This is a genomic window from Streptomyces sp. NPDC048734 (genome assembly GCF_043198675.1).
Lineage (GTDB): Bacteria > Actinomycetota > Actinomycetes > Streptomycetales > Streptomycetaceae > Streptomyces.
Window position 1 is genome coordinate 41,222 of record NZ_JBICUZ010000004.1, and the last position, 19,776, is coordinate 60,997.

Here is a 19,776-nt window from a genome sequence, read left to right on the forward strand (position 1 = left end):
GCCGGGCGTCAGTCGTCGTAGTGGACCCAGTAACGGCCGGCGACGAAGTTGACCGCCGTGAAGCCTGCGATGACCAGGAACAGCACCCAGGCCAGGGCCGAGGCATATCCCATCTGGAGGTCCGTGAAGCCCTTCTTGTACAGGTAGAGGGAGTACAGCATCGTCGAGTTCAGGGGTCCGCCGCTGCCGTTGCTGATGACGAAGGCGGGGGTGAACGTCTTGAACGCGTCGATGATCTGGAGGACCACGTTGAAGAAGACGATCGGGGTCAGCAACGGCAGGGTGATCCTGAAGAAGCGGGCGGCGGGCCCGACGCCGTCGATCGCGGCCGCCTCGTAGACGTCCTTCGGCAACTGCTTGAGGCCGGCGAGGAAGATGACCATCGGGGTGCCGAACTGCCAGACGGCGAGCAGGATCAGCGTGTAGATCGCGGTGTCGGGGCTGGAGATCCAGTCCTGGCCCTCGACGCCGAACCAGCCGAGGAAGTCGTTGAACAGGCCGTCGCCGCCGAAGACCTGGCGCCACACGATGGCCACGGCCACCGCCCCGCCGAGCAGCGAGGGCAGGTAGAAGGCGGCCCGGTACAGGCCGATGCCCTTCAGGTCCCGGTTGAGCAGCATCGCCACCCCGAGCGCCAGCGCGAGCTTCAGCGGGACCGACACGGCGACGTAGAGGAGGGTGGCGTGCACCGTGTCCCAGAAGACCGGGTCGTCGGCGAACATCCGCTCGTAGTTGCCGGTGCCGGCCCACTGCGGCGGCGTCAGCAGGTCGAAGTCGGTGAAGGACAGGTACAGCGAGTCGAGCATCGGGTAGATCGTCAGGCCGAACAGGCCGACGAACCAGGGGGCCAGGAAGACGTAGGGCCACCAGCCCCCGCCCCGCTTCCTGGCGAGGCGGCGTCGCATCCGTTCGCGCTCCCGGTGGCCGGAAGGGGTCGCCGGGGCCGGCGTCTCCTTCACGACCTCGTCGGACTTCGCGGTGGTCATACTCATCTCCCTGACCCTCTCCCGGTCTTCCTGCGTGCGGTGCGGGTGGGGGCGTGTCCGACGGTTCCCGCCGGGCGCGCGACGCCCGGTACGGCAGGCACTCCCTTGGCCTTCGGCCGGGGGCGGTACCCCCACGCCGCGTTGTCGGACACGCCTACGCGGACAGGACGCCCGCCGCCTGGTCGAAGAACTCGCCGGACTGCGCCTTGATCGACTTCTTGCCGAAGGCGACGGCGAGGTTGGACTGGAACAGCAGGTCCCAGACCTGGTCGGCGCCCTGCGGCGGCGGCACCGGGTTGGGCAGTGCGTCGGTGGCCTTGGCCACCCGCCGGGAGATGTAGTCGGCGTTCGCCATGTTCAGCTTGTCCGTCTCGGACAGGCCGGCGGAGATCAGGTTGCGGGCCTTGTCGGTCGGCGGGATGCCGCGCAGCAGCTGGAAGTCCTTGATCGCGGCCTCGTCCTGCGCGATGAACGAGATGATCCTGACGGAGTCGGACACCCGCTCGCTCTTCTTCGTGGCGCTCAGCAGCACACCGCCGTTGACGAAGTTGCCCTCGCGCGCCCCCGACCAGTCACCCTGCGGGGTGGGCAGGAAGTCCAGCTGCGCGTCGGTGATCGAGCCGCCCGCGCCGTAGACGCCGGAGTCGAAGGTGAACAGGGCCTTGCCGATGACGACCGCGTTCTTGGTGAGGTCGTTGTGCGCGGCGGAGGTGACGGCCGGCGGCGGGCAGGCGTTCAGCTTGCGCATCTCGGCCCAGTACTCCCACCACTCCTGGAGGGTGTCGGCGGTGAAGCCGATCTCCTTGCCGTCCTCGGAGAAGAAGGTCTGGCCCTTCTCCCGGGCGAAGATCTCGAAGCACTGCAGGGTGCCGCCGCCGCCGTCGTCGACGCCGTAGGTCTTGCCGCCGCTCTTCTTGTGGACCTGCCGGGCGACCTCCCTGAGGTCGGCCCAGGTCCACTCGCGGTCCGGCAGCTTCAGGCCGAGCGCCTCCAGGCCGCTGCGGTTGACGGTGAGCTGGTTGACGCCGATGCCGGACGGGACGCCGTAGAGCTTGCCGTCGACGGTGCCGTTGGCCAGGAGCGTCTTGGAGAAGCCGGTGAGGTCCAGGTCCTTGCCGACGTACTCGTCGAGCGGGGCGAGGACTCCCTTGCGGGCGTACTGGGCGACCAGCGCGGTGTCCATCTGCATGAGGTCGGGCGCGCTGCCGCCGGCGACGTTGGTGTTGAACTTGTCGAAGTACCCGTCGTACCCGGAGTAGGTCTCCTGGATCTCGATCTTCGGGTTGTCCTTCCGGAAGGCGGCAAGCGCTTTCTCGTAGGCCGCGTGCCGCTCGTCACTGCCCCACCAGGTCATGGTCAGCTTGCTGCTGGTGCTGCCGGCCCCGGTGCCGCCGGAACAGGCCGCGAGCGAGCTGCCGAGCGCGCCGGCGACGGCGAGACCGCTCGCGGTGCGGAAGAGGGTTCTGCGCGAGATCTGGTGACCCACCGGGTCCTCCCTGAGGTGCGTGATGGACGTCCCGACCGGTCGATGCGGCACGGGCATGCTGCTCGGAATGACGCCTTCCGGAAGTGCGGCCTCGCCCGGCCGCGCCATCCTGACGGGTGGGGATCCCCGGCTGCCATGGCCGTCGTCACACGAGCACGCCCTCGTGCGGCTGCCGTACCTCGGGTACGGGCGGGACGCCTCCCCCAAGTCGACGTCCCGGCCGACTTAGAAAGCGCTTGTCCGGACATTGGCAGACCGAGTCGGAGGCCGTCAATCCTTCGTCCGCGCCGCCTCGGTCACGGTTTGGACTCCCCGGGCCACCGCGAGCCGGGCCGCGCCGACGACGGTGCCCAGGTCACCGACGGTGCTGCTGACCACCTCGGTGGGCCAGCTCAGCCGCTCCACCTCTGCCCGCACACCGGGCAGCAGCCGCGGGTCGGCGCCGGTGCTGCCGCCGAGCACGACCAGCCCCGGGTCCAGTACGGCGATCACGGCGGCGGCGAGCCGCCCCACGTCCACGGCGTGCCGGTCCAGGACGGCGCGGGCCGGGGCGCTGCCCTTCCCGGCCAGGGCGAGCAGCCGGTCCGTGGTGCGCGGACACGGCCCGTCGTCCTCGCCCCAGACCTCGGCGGCACGCCGCAGCAGGGCGCGGGCGCCCATGTACTCCTCCAGGGCCTCGTGCCGCGGCTCGCGGCCGTCGGCCCAGGGGTAGGGCAGCCGGGCCAGCTCTCCGGCGGCCCCGTTCGCCCCGCGCAGCACCCGTCCGCCCACCACGATGCCGAGGCCGATGCCGACCCCGATCCGCAGGTAGCCGAAGGTGTGCCGGCCCCGCGCCGCACCCTCGTGCAGCTCCGCCAGCGCGGCGCAGTTCACGTTGTTCTCCAGGTGGACCGGCACCCCCGGCGGCAGCGCCACGGCCACGGCGTCGAAGAGCGGACCGGCCTTGGCCGTCGCCGGGCGCATGCCGCCGCCCCGCTCCCCGAGCGCGGTGACATCGCCCACGGCGACGACGATCGTGCGCAGCGGGGCGTCCGCCGGCAGCGCGTCGAGCGCCTCCCGTACGACGTCGGCGGCGCCCGCCCGCGGGCCGGTGGCCTCGGCTAGCGGCGTGCCGTCCAGGGCACAGCCGCGCACCCGGGTCAGGGCCGGGCCGAGATCGACGGCGAGTACGGCCCCGGCGGCGGGACCGAGCCGGTACACGGCCGCGGACCGGCCCGTACCGCCGGAGGAGGTGCCGGAGTGGGCCGCGAGGCGGACGCCCTCCAGCTCCGCGACGGCGGAGGACACCGTCGGCTTGGACAGGCCCGCCATGGCCGCGAGCTGCGGCCGGGTGGCGCTGCCCGCCTCGGCCAGCACGGCGAACACCGCGCCCGCGCTCTCGGTCAGGCGGGGGGCTCTTGCCACGACGTGTTCCACGGTTCCCCCAGTCAAGGTCACGGGCCACTCAGGTCACGGGCCGCGCTCACGGAGGCGATCATCCCTGCGATCGGCCCCGCGGAACACGGCCGGGGAAGGGCCGGCGTCGCACGTTCCCGGCCCGGCCGGAACGCACCCGGACCCGAGCGCGCGACGACTCTTGACGCACTGTACTTCGTTAGTTAACTTCCTAACGAACATCACGGTACTCGCCTGCCGTGCTCCGCCAGAGGCCCGTCCCGGGGCTTCGCCACCTTCCCCTTCTCCTGCTCTTCTCCTGTCCCAGGACACGGTTCGCCCGCCGTCGCAGCCCAGCGCAACGACGAAAGAGGATCCGTGCAGGAATCCCCTCCCGCGTGCCCCCTGCTGGTCGGCATCGACGTGGGCGGCACCAAGACACATCTCCGCGCGCTCGCGGGCGGCGACCTCGTCGCCGACCACGTCCGCGCCAGCGGCGGCTGGCGGCCGCACGACCCGGCCGCCGCCGCCGGCTGGCTGGCCGCGCTGGTGCGCGACGCACTGCCCGCCGGCGCCCGCCCGTCCGCCCTCGGCGTGGGCGCCCACGCCTGCGAGACCCCCCGCCAGGGCGCCGCGATCGGTGCCGCCGTCAGCACCCTGCTCGGCGTGCCCGCACGGATCGTCGGCGACGCCGAACTCCTCGTGCCCGCCGCCGGACTCGACAAGGGCGTCGGCCTCGTCGCCGGCACCGGCTCGGTGGCCGTGGGCCGGCTGCCCGACGGCACCGCCGTCCAGGTGGGCGGCTGGGGGGCGGTCCTCGGCGACGAGGGCGGCGCCGCCGGTCTGGTGCGGGAGGCGGCCCGCGCGGTCCTGGCCGCCCACGACCGCGGGGAGCCTCCCGAACGCCTCGCGCGCGGGCTGCTCGACTCGCTCGGGGTGGCCGAGGTGCCGGCGCTCGGCGCGGCGCTGGAGGCCGCCGCCGACCTCTCCGCCGAATGGGGCGGGCACGCCCCCGCCGTCTTCGCGGCCGCCGCCGACGGCTCCCCGCTCGCCCGCACCGTGATCACCGGGGCCGGTGGGGCGCTCGCCGCACTGGTCGCCCGGCTCGCCGCCCGCGGGGTCGTCGTGGACGACGTCGTGGTCGCGGGCGGCACCGTGCTCGCACAACCGGCGCTGTTCGAGGCGTTCACCACGGCACTCGCGAAGACCCTGCCGGGGGCCCGGGCGAGAGCGCTGCGGGTACCGCCCGTGCAGGGGGCGATCGCGCTGGCCCGGGGGCTGTCGTGACGGGGGCTGTCGTGACGGGGGCTGTCGTGACGGGGGCTGTCGTGACGGGGCGTCCGCGCTCCGGCGGTCGCCGCAGTCCTCGTCGCGCCCCCGTCTCCCCGGCCTCCCTGTTCGCCCCCTGTTCACCCCGCCCGCACGCTCACGCGCGGGGACCCCGGCACCGCGTTCCGCCGCACGCTCACGCCCCGGGACCCCTGCGCCGCGTTCACCCGCGGGACACGCAGCGGTCGCCGGAGCCTCGCCGACGGGACACGACACGGCCGTAGGTCTTCACACGTACGCACAGATCGGCTCACGGACCGACACGACCGCCCAGAGCCGCACCCGATCGTCCGACCTCCCCGGCCGCACGGCCGAACCATCCCAGAGAGGCACCTCCATGCCGTCAACCGCCGGGCCCCGCACGCCGTCCGCCGTGAACCGACGCGGCTTCCTCAAGGCGTCGCTGGGCGGCTCCGCCGCGCTGCTCGCCGCCCCGACCCTGGTCTCCTGGCTCGCCGCCGCCGACGCCAAGGCCGCCACGGCCGCACCGGCGTTCGTCGACGACTACAAGAGCAACGTCATGGCGAACCTCACGCCCGGGACCAACGCCGTGGTGCGCGTCCTCGGCGGCATGGCGCAGGTCTGGAAGACGGGCTCGGCCTGGAACACCGGCACCGCGTTGCGGCCCGACGTGCTGCGCGCCAACATGCACTACTGCGCCCGCGTCACCGCCGCCCGCACGGAGGCGCAGACCAGGGAGGCGTTCGTCCACGACCGTCAGCACCAGAGCTACGCGATGATCGGCGGCCTGGGCCCACTCGCCGACCTCTACCGCGCGGGTGCCAGAGCGGTCACCTCGATCACCACCGCCCCGGACACCACTCCCCCGACCACGATCAGCGACGCCGTTCCCGCCGACGCCCCGGCCGGTTCCGCGCTCGGCGCCGGGTCGCACACCTCCGACCTCGGGCAGGTGGCCAGGCTCGTCGACACCGTGCGCGGCCCGTTCGCGTCCGGCAACCCCGGCAAGTACGCCTTCCAGTACCCGCGCCCGTGGCGCATGAACGAGGACAGCGAGGTCGTCGACACCGGCCGCACCGACGCGCTCGGCTACCCGGTCTACGACTCGGAGGTGGTCGTCGTCACCCAGCTGCTGCGCCAGCGCAGCACCTCCCCCGTCGACGACGGCGGCTTCCCCAGCGGGCACACCAACGCCTTCCACCTGGCCGCGCTGGCCTTCGCGTACGCGGTGCCCGAGCGGTTCCAGGAACTGGTCACACGCGCCTTCGAGCTGAGCCACACCCGGATCGTCTCCGGCATGCACTCCACCGTCGACGTCATCGGCGGGCGCGTCATGGCCACCGCCCTCGCCGCCGCCGCGCTGGCCGACCCGGCCAACGCCGAGCTGAAGAAGGCCGCGCGGGCGCAGGCCCTGGCCTACTTCACGCAGCGGACCGGCACCACGGCCGACACCCTGTACGCCCACGCGCACTCCGACGCCGGCGACCGCTACGCCGACCGGAGCGCCAACCACCGTGCCGTGCGGGACCGGTTGACGTACGTGCTCACCCGCGAGGGCCGCGACGAGCCGCTCACCGTGCCCAAGGGCGCAGAGGTGCTGCTGGAGACACGGCTGCCGTACCTGACCGCGGCCCAGCGCCGCGAGGTGCTGCGCACGACGGCACTGCCCGCCGGGTACGTCCTGCTGGACGGCTTCGAGCAGTGGGGCCGCCTGGACCTGTTCACCGCCGCGGACGGCTACGGCTCCTTCGACACGGACGTGACGGTCGCCCCGGACGCGTCGGCGGGCGGCTTCCAGGCTGCCGACGCCTGGCGCAACGACATCGGCGGCCGGGGCGGTCTGACGAAGGGGGGCACCGGCACGCTCACCCTGACCGGCCGCAACCGGTACACCGGCGGGACCGTCGTGCGGGACGGCGTGCTGGTGTCGGCGTCGGCGCACGCACTGGGCCACGGTGACGTCCGGGTGCTGGGCGGGACCCTCCGCGTCGACGAACCGGTCCAGGTGCACGGCCTGTTCGCCCAGGAGTCCGGCACGCTGGAGCCGACCCTGCGCGCGGGCCGGCACAAGGCTGTCCTGACCGTGACGCGCCGGGTCGTGCTGGGCGCGGACAGCGTGCTGTCGCTGCGCCTGGACGAGGAACACCCGCCGGCCGTGGGCGGTACCGTCCGCGTGATCGGTACCCCGGCGCTGCGCGGCCGCTTCGACCGGGTCGAGCTGAGCTCGGGCCCCGACCACCTGCGGGCCGTGCCGGTGTACACGGCGGACGGTCTGTCCGTGCGCATCGAGCGGCGCTGACGCCCTGACGGGCGGGAGCGGTCCGGCGGCGGGCCCACGCCCGCACCTGCACCTGCACCTGCACCTGCACCTGCACCTGCGAATCGCTCCCGCCCGCACGCCGTCGGACCCTTCCCCCGCACCGCCCCCGCCCGCCCCGCCCGCACCCTCTCGCTCCGCTCCCCCGGCCCCCTCCCGCCCGCGCGCCTTGCCTCGTGGCGCGACCCGCCCGCCTCCGGTCCGCCGCCCTCTCCCGGGCCCGGTCCCGCCCTCTCGCGCACCCGGCCGGGCACGGTCCGTGAGCTATGTTGAGCCTCGTGGGAGAACACGGAGGAGGACCGGTGCCATCGCCTCAGCAGGCACGCGCACAGGCGACCACGATCACCTCGGGCAAGACCGATCCGGAGGCGGAGGTGTCCGCGACCTCCCGGCTCAGGGCGCTTTTCGACGGGCCCCACCTGTCCCCGGGGCAGCGGCGCATCGCCCAGTACCTGATCGAGCACCTCACCGAGGCGGCGTTCCTGTCGATCACCGACCTGGCCGAGCGGGTCGGGGTCAGCCAGCCCTCGGTGACCCGGTTCGCGGCGGCGGTCGGCTTCAGCGGTTATCCGGCGCTGCGGGAGAGGCTCCAGGCGATCGCGCTCGGCACGCTCTCGGGCGGTCCGGCGGCGGCCGAGGAGAACCGGAGCAACGAACTCCAGGCGGCGGTCGACGCGGAGCTGGAGAACCTGGAGAACCTGCGCCGTGACTTCGCCGACCCGGACCGGGTCATCGACGTGGGCCGGCAACTGTCGGCCTCCACCCCGCTGACCGTCCTGGGCCTGCGCATCTCGGCCTCGCTCGCGGAGTACTTCGCCTACGCGGCCCGCCGCATCCACCCGGACGTACGGCTGGTGACCCGGGGCGGCAGCGTGGCGTACGACGCCCTGTTGCAGTCCCGGGAGGCGGGCGGGACGTGGGTGCTGGCGTTCTCGATGCCCCGGCACGCGCAGGAGACGCTGACCGCTGTGCGGGTCGCGCGCAGCGCCGGCCTCAAGGTCGCGCTGGTCACCGACCTGGCGCTGGGTCCGGTGGCCGACGAGGCGGACGTCACGTTCGCCACCGGGACCGGCTCACGGCTGGTGTTCGACTCCTACGCCGCCCCCGGCGTGATGGCCGCGGCGCTGCTCCAGGCCATGACGGACGCCGGTCCGGAACGGACCCAGGCGCGGCTGGAGGAGTACGAGCAGATCGCCGAACAGCACCAGTTCTTCCTGCGGGACTGACCCGGCGCCGACCGCCGGCTTCCCCAGCCCCGCCTCCCCCGCCCCTCGGAATCATCGGCGGATCATTGCGAACAAATCGCGTATGAATGTTTTCATACGCCTTGCAAAGCGAACGGCATATATAAATACTGCTGACGGCCGCACCCGCCCGCCAAGGGCACCAGAACGAGCACCCGAAGCCGCCGTCCCCTACCCACGTCGGCGCCGAGGGTGCCCGGGGCCTCGCCGGAGCGAGCGCCCGCGGCGGCCCCGGTCATCCCCTGGGCCGGGGCCGCCCAGAACCGTCGGACCACCCGTCACGACGACACACACCCGGAAGCGATCACCATGCCCCTGACGACGACGCGCATCAGCCCGGACTGGCCGTGCCAGGTCAAGACCCCCGGCAGCTACGACTGGGAACGCTCCGCCGCCAAGTGGCTGCGCGAGCTGGTACCCGCGCGCTATGCGAGCTACCCCGCGCTGCTGCGCCACCCGGTGCTGCTCGCCCGCCATGCGCAGATCCAGGTCCAGCACGAGATCCGGGTGGCCCGCACCGCGCTCCAGACCGCCCGCGCCGACCTGCCGCGCCTCGGTCTGCCCGAGTCCGTCATCGAGCACACGATCAAGCTGTACGCCGCCGAGGTGATGCAGCTCCAGCACATCGCCCGCAGTGTCCGCGCGGTCTCCGAGGCGCTCGTGGAGGGCGGCCCCGGACGCTGAGGAACACCTTCCGCTTCCTCGCCCCGCCCGGCATCACCGCTGGCGGGAGCGATGCCGGAAGGCCATGCCCGGACCCCGGCCGGTATGCGATCCTCAAGACGTGACGAGCGAAGCCGCGCGGCCCCCCGAGGCCGGTGCCGTACCCGATCTGGCCGCCCTGGCCAAGGTCGTGGCGCGCCAGCGCGCCGAGCTCGACCGGCTCCAGGAGACGGCCGCCACCTCGGTGGTGCTGGAACGCGCCAAGGGCGCCCTCATGGCCCGCACCGGCTGCTCCCTGGACGCCGCCCACGAGGAGCTCCGGCAGCGGGCCGAGGACTCCCGGCGGACCCTGCTCGAGGAGTGCTGGATCACGCTCGGGAGCCTGGCCCCGTCCGGCCGCACGGCCGTGCGGCCGCCCCGGGCCGACGCCGTCACCGACCGCCCGCCGTCGCCCGCGCCGGACGGCGCGGGACCCGACGGCGAGGCCCTGGCCCGTTTCGCCCGGGCGCTGGTCCGGGTCGGCGGACCGCAGGACCTCGCCCGCTGTCTGCTCGACCACCTCCCGTCGGGCACCGGGGCCGAGGCCGTGATGATCTACACGCGGCTGCCGGTGGGCGGACTCGAACTCGTCGGGCACGCGGGCGTGGACGACGTGCTCGTCGAACAGTGGCGCCGGGTGCCGCCGCTGAGCGGGATCGCCGCGCTGGACGTCCTCGACTCCGGTGAGGCGCGCTGGCTGGAGAACGCGCAGGCGGACCGGTGGCGCTACCAGCTGATCGGGGAACCCGCCGAGCGGTGGCCGACCCGCGCCTGGCTGCCCGTGACCGACGGGGCACGGTCCGCCGACGTCGCCATCGGCGTGTTCCGGCACCGCGCGGAGCCGTTCGCCCCCGACGTCCGTCAGCACCTGCTGGCCGCCGCCCGGCTGTGCGCGGGGCCGCTGCGGATGTTCGGCATCCGGCAGAACCCCGCGATCGGCGCGGACGCGGACGCGGTGCGGACCGTGTTCGAACGGCTCCCGGGGACCTCGGTACTGCTCACCCCGCTGCGCTCACCGTCCGGGGACGTCGAGGACTTCCGCATCGACGCCGCCACCGCGGACACCTCCGACACCGTCGGCCGCCGCGGCCGGGAACTGCTCGGTCTGCGCTTTCGGGAGTGCTGGCCGGGGACGGCCGGGGAACCCCTGTGGCAAGGCTGCCTGGACACCCTGACGTCCGGACAGCCCTACGAGAGCGAGCCGTTCGCCCAGCAGCACGTCGTGGCCGGGGTCGGCGAGCTGGCCACCTACTCGGCGCGGGTGGCGCGGCTGGGCGACGGGCTGGTCCTCAACTGGATCCGGCACGCCCCCTCGGACCGGCAGGAACAGCGCCTCGCGGACGTGCAGCGACTCGGCAACCTCGGCTGGGCCAACTGGCACCTGGTCACCGGCGAGGTGAACTGGTCCTCCCAGGTCTTCGCCATCCTCGACCGCGACCCCGCACAGGGCGCCGTGCCGCTGCCGCAGCTGTCGAGCCTGGCGCTGCCCGAGGACATGCCCGCGGTGGCCCGCGCCGTCACGGAGCTGATGCTGGAGGGGCGGCCGTGCGACGTGCAGTTCCGGATCGCCACCCGCGACGGGACCAGACATCTGCGGGTCGTCGCCGAGGCCGTGCCGGACAACCGGGGCACCCCGGTCGAGGTCCACGGCTTCGTCCAGGACATCACCGCACAACGCAGCGCCGAACTCGCCCTCGTCGCCAGCGAACGGGCCATCCTCACCCAGCACGGCGTGCTGCAGGCCGAACGCACGATGGCGGCCCGGCTCCAGGACGCGCTGCTGCCGCTGCCGAAGCAGCCCGTACAACTCTCGGGACTGCGGGTCGACATCGCGTACCTGCCCGCCCAGTCGGGCCTCAACGTCGGCGGCGACTGGTTCAGCGCCATCGAACTGCCCGACGGCGACGCCCTGTTCGTGGTGGGCGACGTGGCCGGGCACGGCGTCGACGCGGTCGCCGCGATGGCCCTGCTGCGCTTCACCGCCAAGGGCATGGTCATCACCGGCTCGTCGCTGACCGGCGCGCTCGCCCGGCTCAACGCCCTGCTGCTGCACTCCCGCGATCCACAGGGCACGGCGACCATGGTCCTGGCCCGCTACAACCCCCGCGAACGGCGGCTGGTGTGGGCGCAGGCCGGCCATCCGCCGCCCCTGCTGGTGCGGGACGGCAAGGCCCGCTACCTCGACCGGCCCTTCGGGATGCTGCTCGGCGCGACCGACACCGCGCGCTACGAGGAGTCCGAGTGCCGCCTCGCGCCCGGCGACCGCCTGGTGCTGTACACCGACGGCCTCGTCGAGCGGCCCTCCGAGTGCATCGACCGCGGCCTGGAGCGGCTGGCCCGCGCCGCCGTACTGCCGGACGGGGGCGGCTCGGACCGGCTGCTCGGGGCGCTGCTGGAGCCGGAGCGGCGGGACGACGTGTGCGTGCTGGACATCCGGGTGCCCCAGGAGGACGAACACCCGGCGGCATAGGGCGGGTCAGCCGGTGCGCGACTCCAGGTCGCGGCGGGTGTCGTCGCCGTAGACACCGCTCTCGTCGCCGCGGATGCCGTACCAGAGCTGGAAGCGGGCCACGGCCTCGGTGAGGACGGTGTCGTAGCGGCCGTCGGTGGCGCCGTCGTCGTAGACGTTCGGGATGCGCCGCAGGCGCTGCTGGAGGTCGGCGACCTCGGGGCCGGCGGCGCCCTCGCGCAGGGTGCCGGGGCCGTCGGGGTCGGCCGGGGGCACGGTGGTGACGGGCACGGTGGTGACGGGCGTGGTGGCGCCCGGGAGGGTCCGGGCGGCGGTCTCCCGGCCGCCGTCCGGCAGCAGGAGGGCGCAGCCGAACCCGACGAGCGCCGCCGTGAGCACGGCGGCCGCGGCGACGGCGGCCCGGCGGGGTCCGGGACCGCGGGCGGCGGGCGGCTTCGCGACCGGTACCGGCGGGAGTTCCTGGGTCCGTTCCCCGGCCGGCAGGGGGACGCTTTCGTAGCCCGCGGTGGCCCCGACGCCGTCGGGATCGTCGGTCAGTTCGCGGAACAGCTCCGCGAGGGCGTCGGTGTTGCGCGGTCTGAGGACCCGGACGGGTTCCAGGACCGGGCGTTCGTGCGGCTTTCCGGGCTCGTCCGCTGTCGGCACGCTGCTCTCCCTCCGTACCGGGTTCCGTACGGGTCTCCCCGCGTTCCCGGGGAGGGATACGGGCGCGGGGGCGGCGGGGTTCAGCCGGCGAGGAAGCCGTGCAGGGAACGGGTCACGGCGGCGACGAAGGCGTCCCGCGTCCTGTCGTCCAGGACGTCCAGGGAGAGGTACGGGTTGAGGTCCTCCAGCTCGACCAGCAACAGCTCGCCGTCCGGGGCGCGGCAGGCGTCGACGCGCTGGATGCCGTGCGGGAGGCCGTTCCAGTCGACGAAGCGGCGGGCGAACTCCAGGTCCCGCGCGGTGGCGTCGTACGGCTCCAGCTGCCAGCGCCGGTCGGGGTGCGGGGCGTACAGGGCGTACCGGAAGTCGTCGTCGACGAAGTAGAAGGAGATCTCGTGGACGAAGTCGACGCACGGCTGGACGAGGGTGGCGCCGTCGGCGAGGGCCGGCAGGGCGTCGGGGCCGACGATCCGCAGGCCCATGGAGTCGGCGCCCAGCTTGGGCTTGACCACGTAGCGGTCGGACTCGGGCAGCAGGTGCAGGTCCTCGGGGCGGTCGACGGTGGGGATCACCGGGAAACCGGCGGCGCTCAGGTCGAGGAGGTACTGCTTGCCCGCCATGTCCGCGCGGCCCGTGAGCGGGTTGTAGACGCGGGTGCCGGCGCTCAGCGCCCGCTCACGGAAGGCGTCGTACTCCTCGCGGTAGCCGAGGACGGGGCCGCTGTTGCGGACGACGACGGCGTCGAAGGCGTCCATCAGCGCGGCCGCCTCCCGGGGGTGGCACAGGGCGAGGTCGAAGTGGGCGCGCAGCCGGGAGGTGAGGAAGACGTCCTCGTCGCCGTAGCGGCGCCCGCGGGCCTCGTAGGCGAGGTCGGTGACGTAGAGGAGACGGCGGCGGACGGCGGACATGCGGGACTCCTCGGCGGTGCGGGCAGCGTACGTCGGGGGCCGGGGGAGGTTCCGCCCGGGGCCCGGTGGCGGGCGTCCTCGTCGGGGCGGGTCCGGTGCGGGCGGGACGTACGATGACGGGGTCGGGTATCGGACCGTAGGAACCGGTCCGGGACAGCGTCGTCTCCCCCCGTCGTCTCCGCTGTACGTCTTCGGTACTCCTGAAGGGCTCGCGACTTTCGTGACCACCGCAACACTCCTGGACGGCAAGGCCGCCGCGGCCGACATCAAGAACGAACTCGCCCTGCGCGTGCAGGCGTTGAAGGAGCGCGGCATCGCCCCGGGGCTCGGCACGATCCTCGTCGGCGACGATCCGGGCAGCCGCTCCTACGTCGGCGGCAAGCACCGCGACTGCGCCCAGGTCGGCATCGCGTCGATCCGCGTCGAGCTGCCCGCCACCGCCTCGCAGGCCGACGTGGAGGCGGCGGTGCTGCGGCTGAACGCCGACCCGGCGTGCACCGGGTTCATCGTGCAGCTCCCGCTGCCCGCGCACATCGACACGCACGCCGTGCTGGAGCTGATCGACCCGGTGAAGGACGCCGACGGTCTGCACCCGGCCAACCTGGGCCGGCTGGTGCTCGGCATACCGGCGCCGCTGCCCTGCACCCCGCGCGGCATCATCGATCTGCTGCGCCGCAACCACGTGGCCATCACCGGCCAGCAGTTCTGCGTCATCGGCTGCGGGGTGACGGTGGGCCGGCCGCTGGGCCTGATGCTGACCCGCAGCTCCGAGCACGCCACCGTGACCCTGTGCCACGAGGCCACCCAGGACGTCGCCGCGCACGCGCGCGTGGCGGACGTGGTCGTCGCTGCGGCCGGGGTCGCGCACATGGTGACGCCGGACTGGATCAAGCCGGGCGCCACCGTGCTGTCCGTCGGTCTCACCCGCACCGTCGAGGGCATCCTCGGTGACGTCCACCCGGACGTGAGCGGTGTCGCGGGGTCGTTCGCGCCGCCGGTCGGCGGGGTCGGCCCGATGACGCGGGCGATGCTGCTGACCAACGTGGTCGAGGCGGCCGAACGGTTCTGACGGCGTCACCCCGGCGACTGCACTCGGTTCCCCGGAAGAGGGAACTGAGTGCCATCGTTGTCGACCGGGTGTTACGTTCCCTGCCATGAGCTCCAGTGACAGCGCCGAGGCGGCCGGCGCCAAGCCGCCCATGCGGGACGCCCTGGTCGCGGCGGCCTTCCGGCTTTTCCTGGAGCGGGGCTACGAACAGACCACCGTCGACGACATCGTGGCCCTCGCGGGGGTGGGACGACGGTCGTTCTTCCGCTACTTCCCCTCCAAGGAGGACGTGGTCTTCCCCGACCACGAGCGCTGCCTGGCCGACATGACCGCCTTCCTCGCCGCGAGCGACGAGGGACACGAGCCGGTGCGCCGGGTGTGCGACGCCGCCCGGCTCGTGCTGCGGATGTACGCCGAGAACCCCTCCTTCTCCGTGCAGCGCTACCTGCTCACCAAACAGGTGCCGGGACTGCGCGCGTACGAGCTGTCGGTGGTGTGGCGCTACGAGCGCGCCCTCGCCGAGTACCTCCGGGGCAGCTTCACCGGCCGGCCCGACGGAAACCTGCGGGCCGAGGTGATCGCGGCCGCCGTGGTCGCCGCCCACAACAACGCGCTGCGCTCCTGGCTGCGTTCGGACGGCACGGGCGACGCGAGCACGACGGTGGACCACGCCCTCGGCTACGTGCAGTCCGCGTTCGGCGACCCGCCCGCCGCCTCGCCCGCCGCCACGGCGCCGGAGCGGCCGGAGCGCCCCGGGCACCCCGGGGGCGTCGAGGGGCCCGCACACCCGGAGGACGTGGTCGTCGTCGTGTCGCGACGCGGAGCGCCCCTGTGGCGGGTGGTGCAGGAGATCGAGACGACCCTCGGGCGCGGGTAGGGCGGCAACGGGCCCCGCCAGATTGGGGGTACGCAGTGCCTTTACGGGTGGCACTGAGTGCCATACCCTGTGGGCGTGCACGGTGGCACGGCGAACCGCGCACGCCCGTGCCCGGGTGAGCCGCGCACGGCGCATTCCGGCCGAAGTGCAGGGAGTTGACCAGCGTGTACCACCACTCAGGAAGCGCCGTTCAGCAGGCGGCGGGCACCTCGGCGAGCCTCCTCGACCGCAGGGCCGCCACGGACACGGACGCGATCCTCTTCCAGCGCTGCACCTGGTGCGGCACCGCCATGTACCACCGGCTGCTGTGTCCGGTGTGCCAGGGCAGCGACCTGCGCACGGAACGCAGCGAGGGCACGGGTACGGTCCGCCACGCGACAGTGGTGCACCGCAACACCCCGTCCGCGCGCAACGTGTCCCTGGTCGAGATGGCCGAGGGCTTCGTGGTGCGCGGCCGGGTGACGGGCCCGCTCATCGGCATCCACAGCGGCGACCGGGTCCGGCTGTCCACGGCCAAGGACCCGGTGCGGGGGGAGCCGGTCTTCCAGCTGCTCGACGAGCCGTACCGGGCCTGGCACTGACCCCTCGCTGCGCCCGCTCGCGGACGGGCCGGTCAAGTACGTTCACGGCACGGGCAGTCACGGGTGACCGGATTCCTGCCCCCGCACGGGCAAAATGCGACACGCAACGGTCGCACAGGCAACCCACAGGTCCTCTTTCCCTTCCTTCGTGGCGTGAGGGGCTCCGGATACGGACGGGCCCCCGCGCTCCGAACGTTGAGGAGTGGACCCTTGATCCGTGCCCGGCGAATAGGTGTCACCGCCGTGGCCGCGCTCGCGGCCCTGGCGGCGACACCGGGACTGGCACAAGCCCAGCAACCGTCCGAGACGAGAACGGCCGAGACGAGAACGGCCGAGACGAGAACGGCCGAGACGAGAACGTCGACCGTGTCCTCCGACAGCGGTCTGCCGCCCGGCTGGCGGATCGGCGGCGGGGGAGCCGCGCGCGAGCTGGTGTGGCGTTCCCCCACCCCCGTGCCCATGGGCGACGCCCGCGTGGAGTTCCGCGCCGGCGAGCGGGTGCTCGGCGCCCCGGAGCGGGAGGACGACGGCCGCACGTTCCGGCTGCCCCTCGACGCCGTCGGCGACGCGCCGCTGAGGGACCTCCAGGTCCTGTCGGGCGGACGCCGGCTGGACGCGCCGGCCGGCCAGGCCGCGAGGAGACACCGCGACGCGCCGTCCGCCGCGCAGCCCCCGGCGGCGCTCCCGGCGAACCCGGTGGACCCCGGCAGGCCGGGCGCGTACCGCACGCTCACCGGCGAGTACGGCCTCGACCCGGTGAAGCTGCCCGGCTTCGCCGCGCCGGTCGAGATGCGGGCCGTGGTCGTCGCGCCCCGGGGCGCCACCGGCAAGCGGCCCCTCGCCCTCTTCCTGCACGGCCGTCACGGCACCTGCTACAAGCCGGGCACCGACGACGTGACCGGCGACTGGCCCTGCCCGGCCGGGACGAAGGCGGTACCGAGCCACCGGGGGTACCTGAAGGACCAGCGACTCCTCGCCTCCCAGGGCTATGTGACGGTGTCGATCTCCGCCAACGGCATCAACGGCCAGGACTGGGAGGCCGAGGACGGCGGCGCACAGGCCCGGTCCTCGCTGGTGCGGCGGCACCTGGCGACATGGGCCGGCTGGGCCGCCCGCCCCGGCACCGCCCCGGCGGCCGTGCGCGGCGTCCCGACGGCCGACCTCTCGCGCGTCCTGCTCGTCGGGCACTCCCGCGGCGGCGAAGGCGTCAACCGGGCGGCGATGGACAGCCTGTACCCGCCGCCGGCCGCCCAGGACGGCCACCGCGGTCCGGTCCGCTGGAAGATCCGCGGCACCGTCCTCATCGGACCGACGGTCTTCGGCCAGAATCCGGTCGCCGACGTGCCGTCCGCGACGATCCTGCCGGGCTGCGACGGCGACGTCTCCGACCTCCAGGGCGAGGTGTACGTCGACGGCACACGCGGCGTCAGTCGTGGCACCGCCCTGCACAGCGCCGTGTACGTGGTCGGCGCGAACCACAACTTCTTCAACACCGAGTGGACGCCCGGCCGGTCCGAGGCGCCCTCCTCCGACGACTTCTGGGAGGACCCGGAGCAGCCCGACCCGGTGTGCTCCGCGGGCGCCCGGACCCGGCTGACCGCCGACCAGCAGCACCGGGCCGGCGCCACCTACATCGCCGCCGCGGCCCGGCTGTTCGTCGCCGGTGACGACCGGGTGCGCCCGCTGCTCGACGGGTCGGGGCGGCGCGCCCCGTCCGCGGACCCGGCCAGGGTGCTGACCCACGCCGTCGGCGCCCGCCGCACGGCCGGGTTCCTGCCCGACGGCGGGGTGCGGGTGACCGGCGGCAGGCTGTGCGCGGCGGTCGACCCCGACCCCGCCGAGGCCTGCCTGCCCGCCGGCACCAAGGGGTCCTCGCCCCACTTCGCGTGGTGGCAGACCGACGAGGAGGCCGGCCGTAGCGCGGTGGCGCTGGACTGGACGGCACCGGGCACAACGACGCGCGTCCGGCCGGCCGCGCCGCTCTCCCTCGCCGGCGCCGGGAGCCTGGCGCTGCGCGTGTTCGTGTCGCCGAACACGACCGGCACCGAGCTGGACGTGTCGGTCACCGACTCCGCGGGCCGTCGGGCCCGGCTCGGCCGGATCACGGTCGACGGGCTGCCCGGCAGTGAGCGCACCGCCTCCTACTGGGCGCGCGAAGTGCGCGTCCCGCTGACCGCGGCCACCCGCGCCGGACTCGACCTCGGGCACGTCAGGTCGCTGGAACTGACGCCGCGTTCGGCGTCCGGGAAGGCCTGGCTGATGGACGCCTGGGGCTGGGCGCCCGGTAGCCCCGCGGTGCGGGCGGCGGCCCTGCCGCGCGTCGACATCGGGCGCCTCACCGTCAAGGAGGGCGACTCCGGGACCCGGACCTACCACATCCCGGTACGGGTCTCCGGGCACGGCAGCGGCACGGTCCGCTTCTCCGTCCTGGACCCCGACACCGGCCGGTCCGTGGACCGGCTCGTCACGGTGCGGCCCGGCGCCACCCCGCTCGACGTGCCGGTCGAGGTGCGGGGCGACACCCGCTTCGGCTACGACGAGCAGCACGACCTCCTCGCGAAGGCCGTGCGCGGCGCCGTCGTCGGCTCCTACCGGGGCGGCGTCACCGCGGAGAACGACGACCCCGCGCCCGAGGTGACCCTGACCCCGGTCACGGACCGGGTGGCCGAGGGCGGAACGCTGGCCTGGCGGATCTCCCTGTCCGAACCCGCGGACGTGGAGTTCTGGCAGCCGGTGCGGGTGCTCGCGGTCACCGAGGGCGCCGAGCTGTCCACCAAGGACGTCGACCCGCGGTGGCTGATGGACCAGACCGGTGAACTGCCCGACCCAGAACGCCCGTTGTCACAGGCGGTTCTGTGGGTCTGGGTGAACGTCCCGGCCGGGACCACCACCGCCGACCTCACCGTGGTGACGGTGGCGGACCAGGTGGCCGAGCCGGCCGAGTCGGTGCGCCTGGCGCTCGCCGACGACGAGGGCGAGCCGCTGCCCGGCCGTCCCGTCCGGACCGGAACGGTGACGGACGCGCCGTAGCCCGCGCGGTCGCGGGCAGGGGGGCGGGGGCCGGACGGTCCCCGCCCCTCAGCCGTCGAGGGTCACGCGGATCCCGACCGTGCCGTCCGGGCCCCGCCGAAGCCTGCTGCCGAGCAGCGTGAGGCGGCCGAGGGCGCCGTACTTGCGGGCGAGCAGGGTGCGGTAGCGGGCGGTGGTCCGCGCGTCGCAGATCTCGGCACGGGCCGGGACCTGCTCCCCGGTGGGGTTGCCGCGCACGTCGCAGGGACCGACCATGACGTCGCCGCGGGCCCTGATCCGCTTCACCTTCCAGGAGTCGGCGACCGTCCAGGCACCGAGGGCGTCCCCGTCGCGCACCACCCACACCGGGGTGGCGACCCCGGTCCCGTTCTTCCGATAGCTGGTGATCAGCAGGTACTTCCCTGCTCCGAGCCGGTCGAGCGCCTTGTCGTCCATGCCCGCAGTGTAGGCACGTGCGCCGGGGGTCGGCGCAGTGCGGCGGTCGTCCTGCGCACCCCCTCGGTGAGGACGTCGGGCGAGGTCGCGAGGTTCAGCCGTACGTGCCCGGCGCCGCCGGTTCCGAAGTCCGGGCCGGGGCTGAGCGCGACCCGGCCCCGCTCCAGGAAGACCCGCGCCGGGTCGTCGGCGAGGCCGAGCGCCCGGCAGAGCGGCCAGGCCAGGGACATCCCCCCGCCGGGCCGGTGCCCGGTTCCGGGCAGTTGTTCGGCGGGGCGGGCCCGCAAGCCGTGAGGGGATCGTTCCCGGGCTGAACGCGGCCGGGTCCCGGCACGTAAGGAAGTGCGGGTCCTCGACGACCGGAGGACCCCGCGGTGTCGGTA

Annotated in this window: 15 protein-coding genes and 1 pseudogene; 9 read left to right on the forward strand and 7 right to left on the reverse strand. The window is 74.0% G+C overall.

What is annotated here, in order from left to right:
- Positions 1–8: 8 nt before the first annotated feature.
- The 3 genes from ACGFQC_RS12605 to ACGFQC_RS12615 form a co-directional block, all read right to left on the reverse strand.
- Positions 9–986, reverse strand: a complete 978-nt coding sequence (locus ACGFQC_RS12605) for a sugar ABC transporter permease (protein WP_363090049.1) — start codon at positions 984–986, stop codon at positions 9–11.
- Between the two features lie 154 nt (positions 987–1,140).
- On the reverse strand, positions 1,141–2,472 hold the full coding sequence (locus ACGFQC_RS12610; RefSeq protein ID WP_363090050.1) for an ABC transporter substrate-binding protein: 1,332 nt from the start codon (positions 2,470–2,472) through the stop codon (positions 1,141–1,143).
- Positions 2,473–2,742: 270 nt separating this feature from the next.
- Positions 2,743–3,876 (reverse strand): ROK family protein, encoded by a 1,134-nt coding sequence (locus ACGFQC_RS12615; protein WP_363090051.1) that lies wholly within the window; start codon positions 3,874–3,876, stop codon positions 2,743–2,745.
- Positions 3,877–4,224: 348 nt separating this feature from the next.
- Here ACGFQC_RS12615 and ACGFQC_RS12620 point away from each other — a divergent pair, with 348 nt between their 5' ends.
- The 5 genes from ACGFQC_RS12620 (at position 4,225) to ACGFQC_RS12640 (ending at position 11,869) form a co-directional block, all read left to right on the forward strand.
- Positions 4,225–5,133, forward strand: coding sequence for a BadF/BadG/BcrA/BcrD ATPase family protein (locus ACGFQC_RS12620; protein WP_363090052.1), 909 nt, complete (start codon positions 4,225–4,227; stop codon positions 5,131–5,133).
- 379 nt (positions 5,134–5,512) lie between these two features.
- A complete protein-coding gene (locus ACGFQC_RS12625; RefSeq protein ID WP_363090053.1) occupies positions 5,513–7,435 on the forward strand; it encodes a phosphatase PAP2 family protein in 1,923 nt (640 codons plus the stop codon).
- Between the two features lie 320 nt (positions 7,436–7,755).
- Positions 7,756–8,679, forward strand: coding sequence for a MurR/RpiR family transcriptional regulator (locus ACGFQC_RS12630; RefSeq protein WP_363090054.1), 924 nt, complete (start codon positions 7,756–7,758; stop codon positions 8,677–8,679).
- A gap of 327 nt (positions 8,680–9,006) precedes the next feature.
- Positions 9,007–9,381 carry a hypothetical protein gene (locus ACGFQC_RS12635; RefSeq protein WP_363090055.1) on the forward strand — a complete coding sequence of 125 codons (375 nt, stop codon included), beginning with the start codon at positions 9,007–9,009 and terminating at the stop codon, positions 9,379–9,381.
- A gap of 64 nt (positions 9,382–9,445) precedes the next feature.
- The gene (locus ACGFQC_RS12640) at positions 9,446–11,869 is read left to right on the forward strand and encodes a SpoIIE family protein phosphatase (RefSeq protein ID WP_393288143.1); all 2,424 of its coding nucleotides are present in this window, start codon (positions 9,446–9,448) and stop codon (positions 11,867–11,869) included.
- A gap of 6 nt (positions 11,870–11,875) precedes the next feature.
- Here ACGFQC_RS12640 and ACGFQC_RS12645 read toward each other — a convergent pair whose 3' ends face one another.
- Positions 11,876–12,514 carry a peptidoglycan-binding domain-containing protein gene (locus ACGFQC_RS12645; RefSeq protein ID WP_363090057.1) on the reverse strand — a complete coding sequence of 213 codons (639 nt, stop codon included), beginning with the start codon at positions 12,512–12,514 and terminating at the stop codon, positions 11,876–11,878.
- 80 nt (positions 12,515–12,594) lie between these two features.
- Positions 12,595–13,422 carry a hypothetical protein gene (locus tag ACGFQC_RS12650; protein WP_363090058.1) on the reverse strand — a complete coding sequence of 276 codons (828 nt, stop codon included), beginning with the start codon at positions 13,420–13,422 and terminating at the stop codon, positions 12,595–12,597.
- Positions 13,423–13,642: 220 nt separating this feature from the next.
- Between ACGFQC_RS12650 and ACGFQC_RS12655 the strand changes: the two genes are divergently transcribed.
- The 4 genes from ACGFQC_RS12655 (at position 13,643) to ACGFQC_RS12670 (ending at position 18,958) form a co-directional block, all read left to right on the forward strand.
- A complete protein-coding gene (locus tag ACGFQC_RS12655; RefSeq protein ID WP_363090059.1) occupies positions 13,643–14,491 on the forward strand; it encodes a bifunctional methylenetetrahydrofolate dehydrogenase/methenyltetrahydrofolate cyclohydrolase in 849 nt (282 codons plus the stop codon).
- A gap of 130 nt (positions 14,492–14,621) precedes the next feature.
- Positions 14,622–15,347, forward strand: a complete 726-nt coding sequence (locus ACGFQC_RS12660; RefSeq protein WP_363090078.1) for a TetR family transcriptional regulator — start codon at positions 14,622–14,624, stop codon at positions 15,345–15,347.
- Positions 15,348–15,511: 164 nt separating this feature from the next.
- Entirely contained in the window at positions 15,512–15,928 is a 417-nt protein-coding gene (locus ACGFQC_RS12665) for a zinc ribbon domain-containing protein (protein WP_363090060.1), read from the forward strand.
- Positions 15,929–16,138: 210 nt separating this feature from the next.
- On the forward strand, positions 16,139–18,958 hold the full coding sequence (locus ACGFQC_RS12670; RefSeq protein WP_363090061.1) for a hypothetical protein: 2,820 nt from the start codon (positions 16,139–16,141) through the stop codon (positions 18,956–18,958).
- A gap of 48 nt (positions 18,959–19,006) precedes the next feature.
- Here ACGFQC_RS12670 and ACGFQC_RS12675 read toward each other — a convergent pair whose 3' ends face one another.
- Positions 19,007–19,393 (reverse strand): PPOX class F420-dependent oxidoreductase, encoded by a 387-nt coding sequence (locus tag ACGFQC_RS12675; RefSeq protein WP_363090062.1) that lies wholly within the window; start codon positions 19,391–19,393, stop codon positions 19,007–19,009.
- Positions 19,345–19,665 (reverse strand): annotated as a pseudogene (locus ACGFQC_RS12680) (hypothetical protein); the annotation flags it as partial. The pseudogene ACGFQC_RS12680 and the gene ACGFQC_RS12675, both read right to left, overlap by 49 nt.
- Positions 19,666–19,776 lie beyond the last annotated feature (111 nt).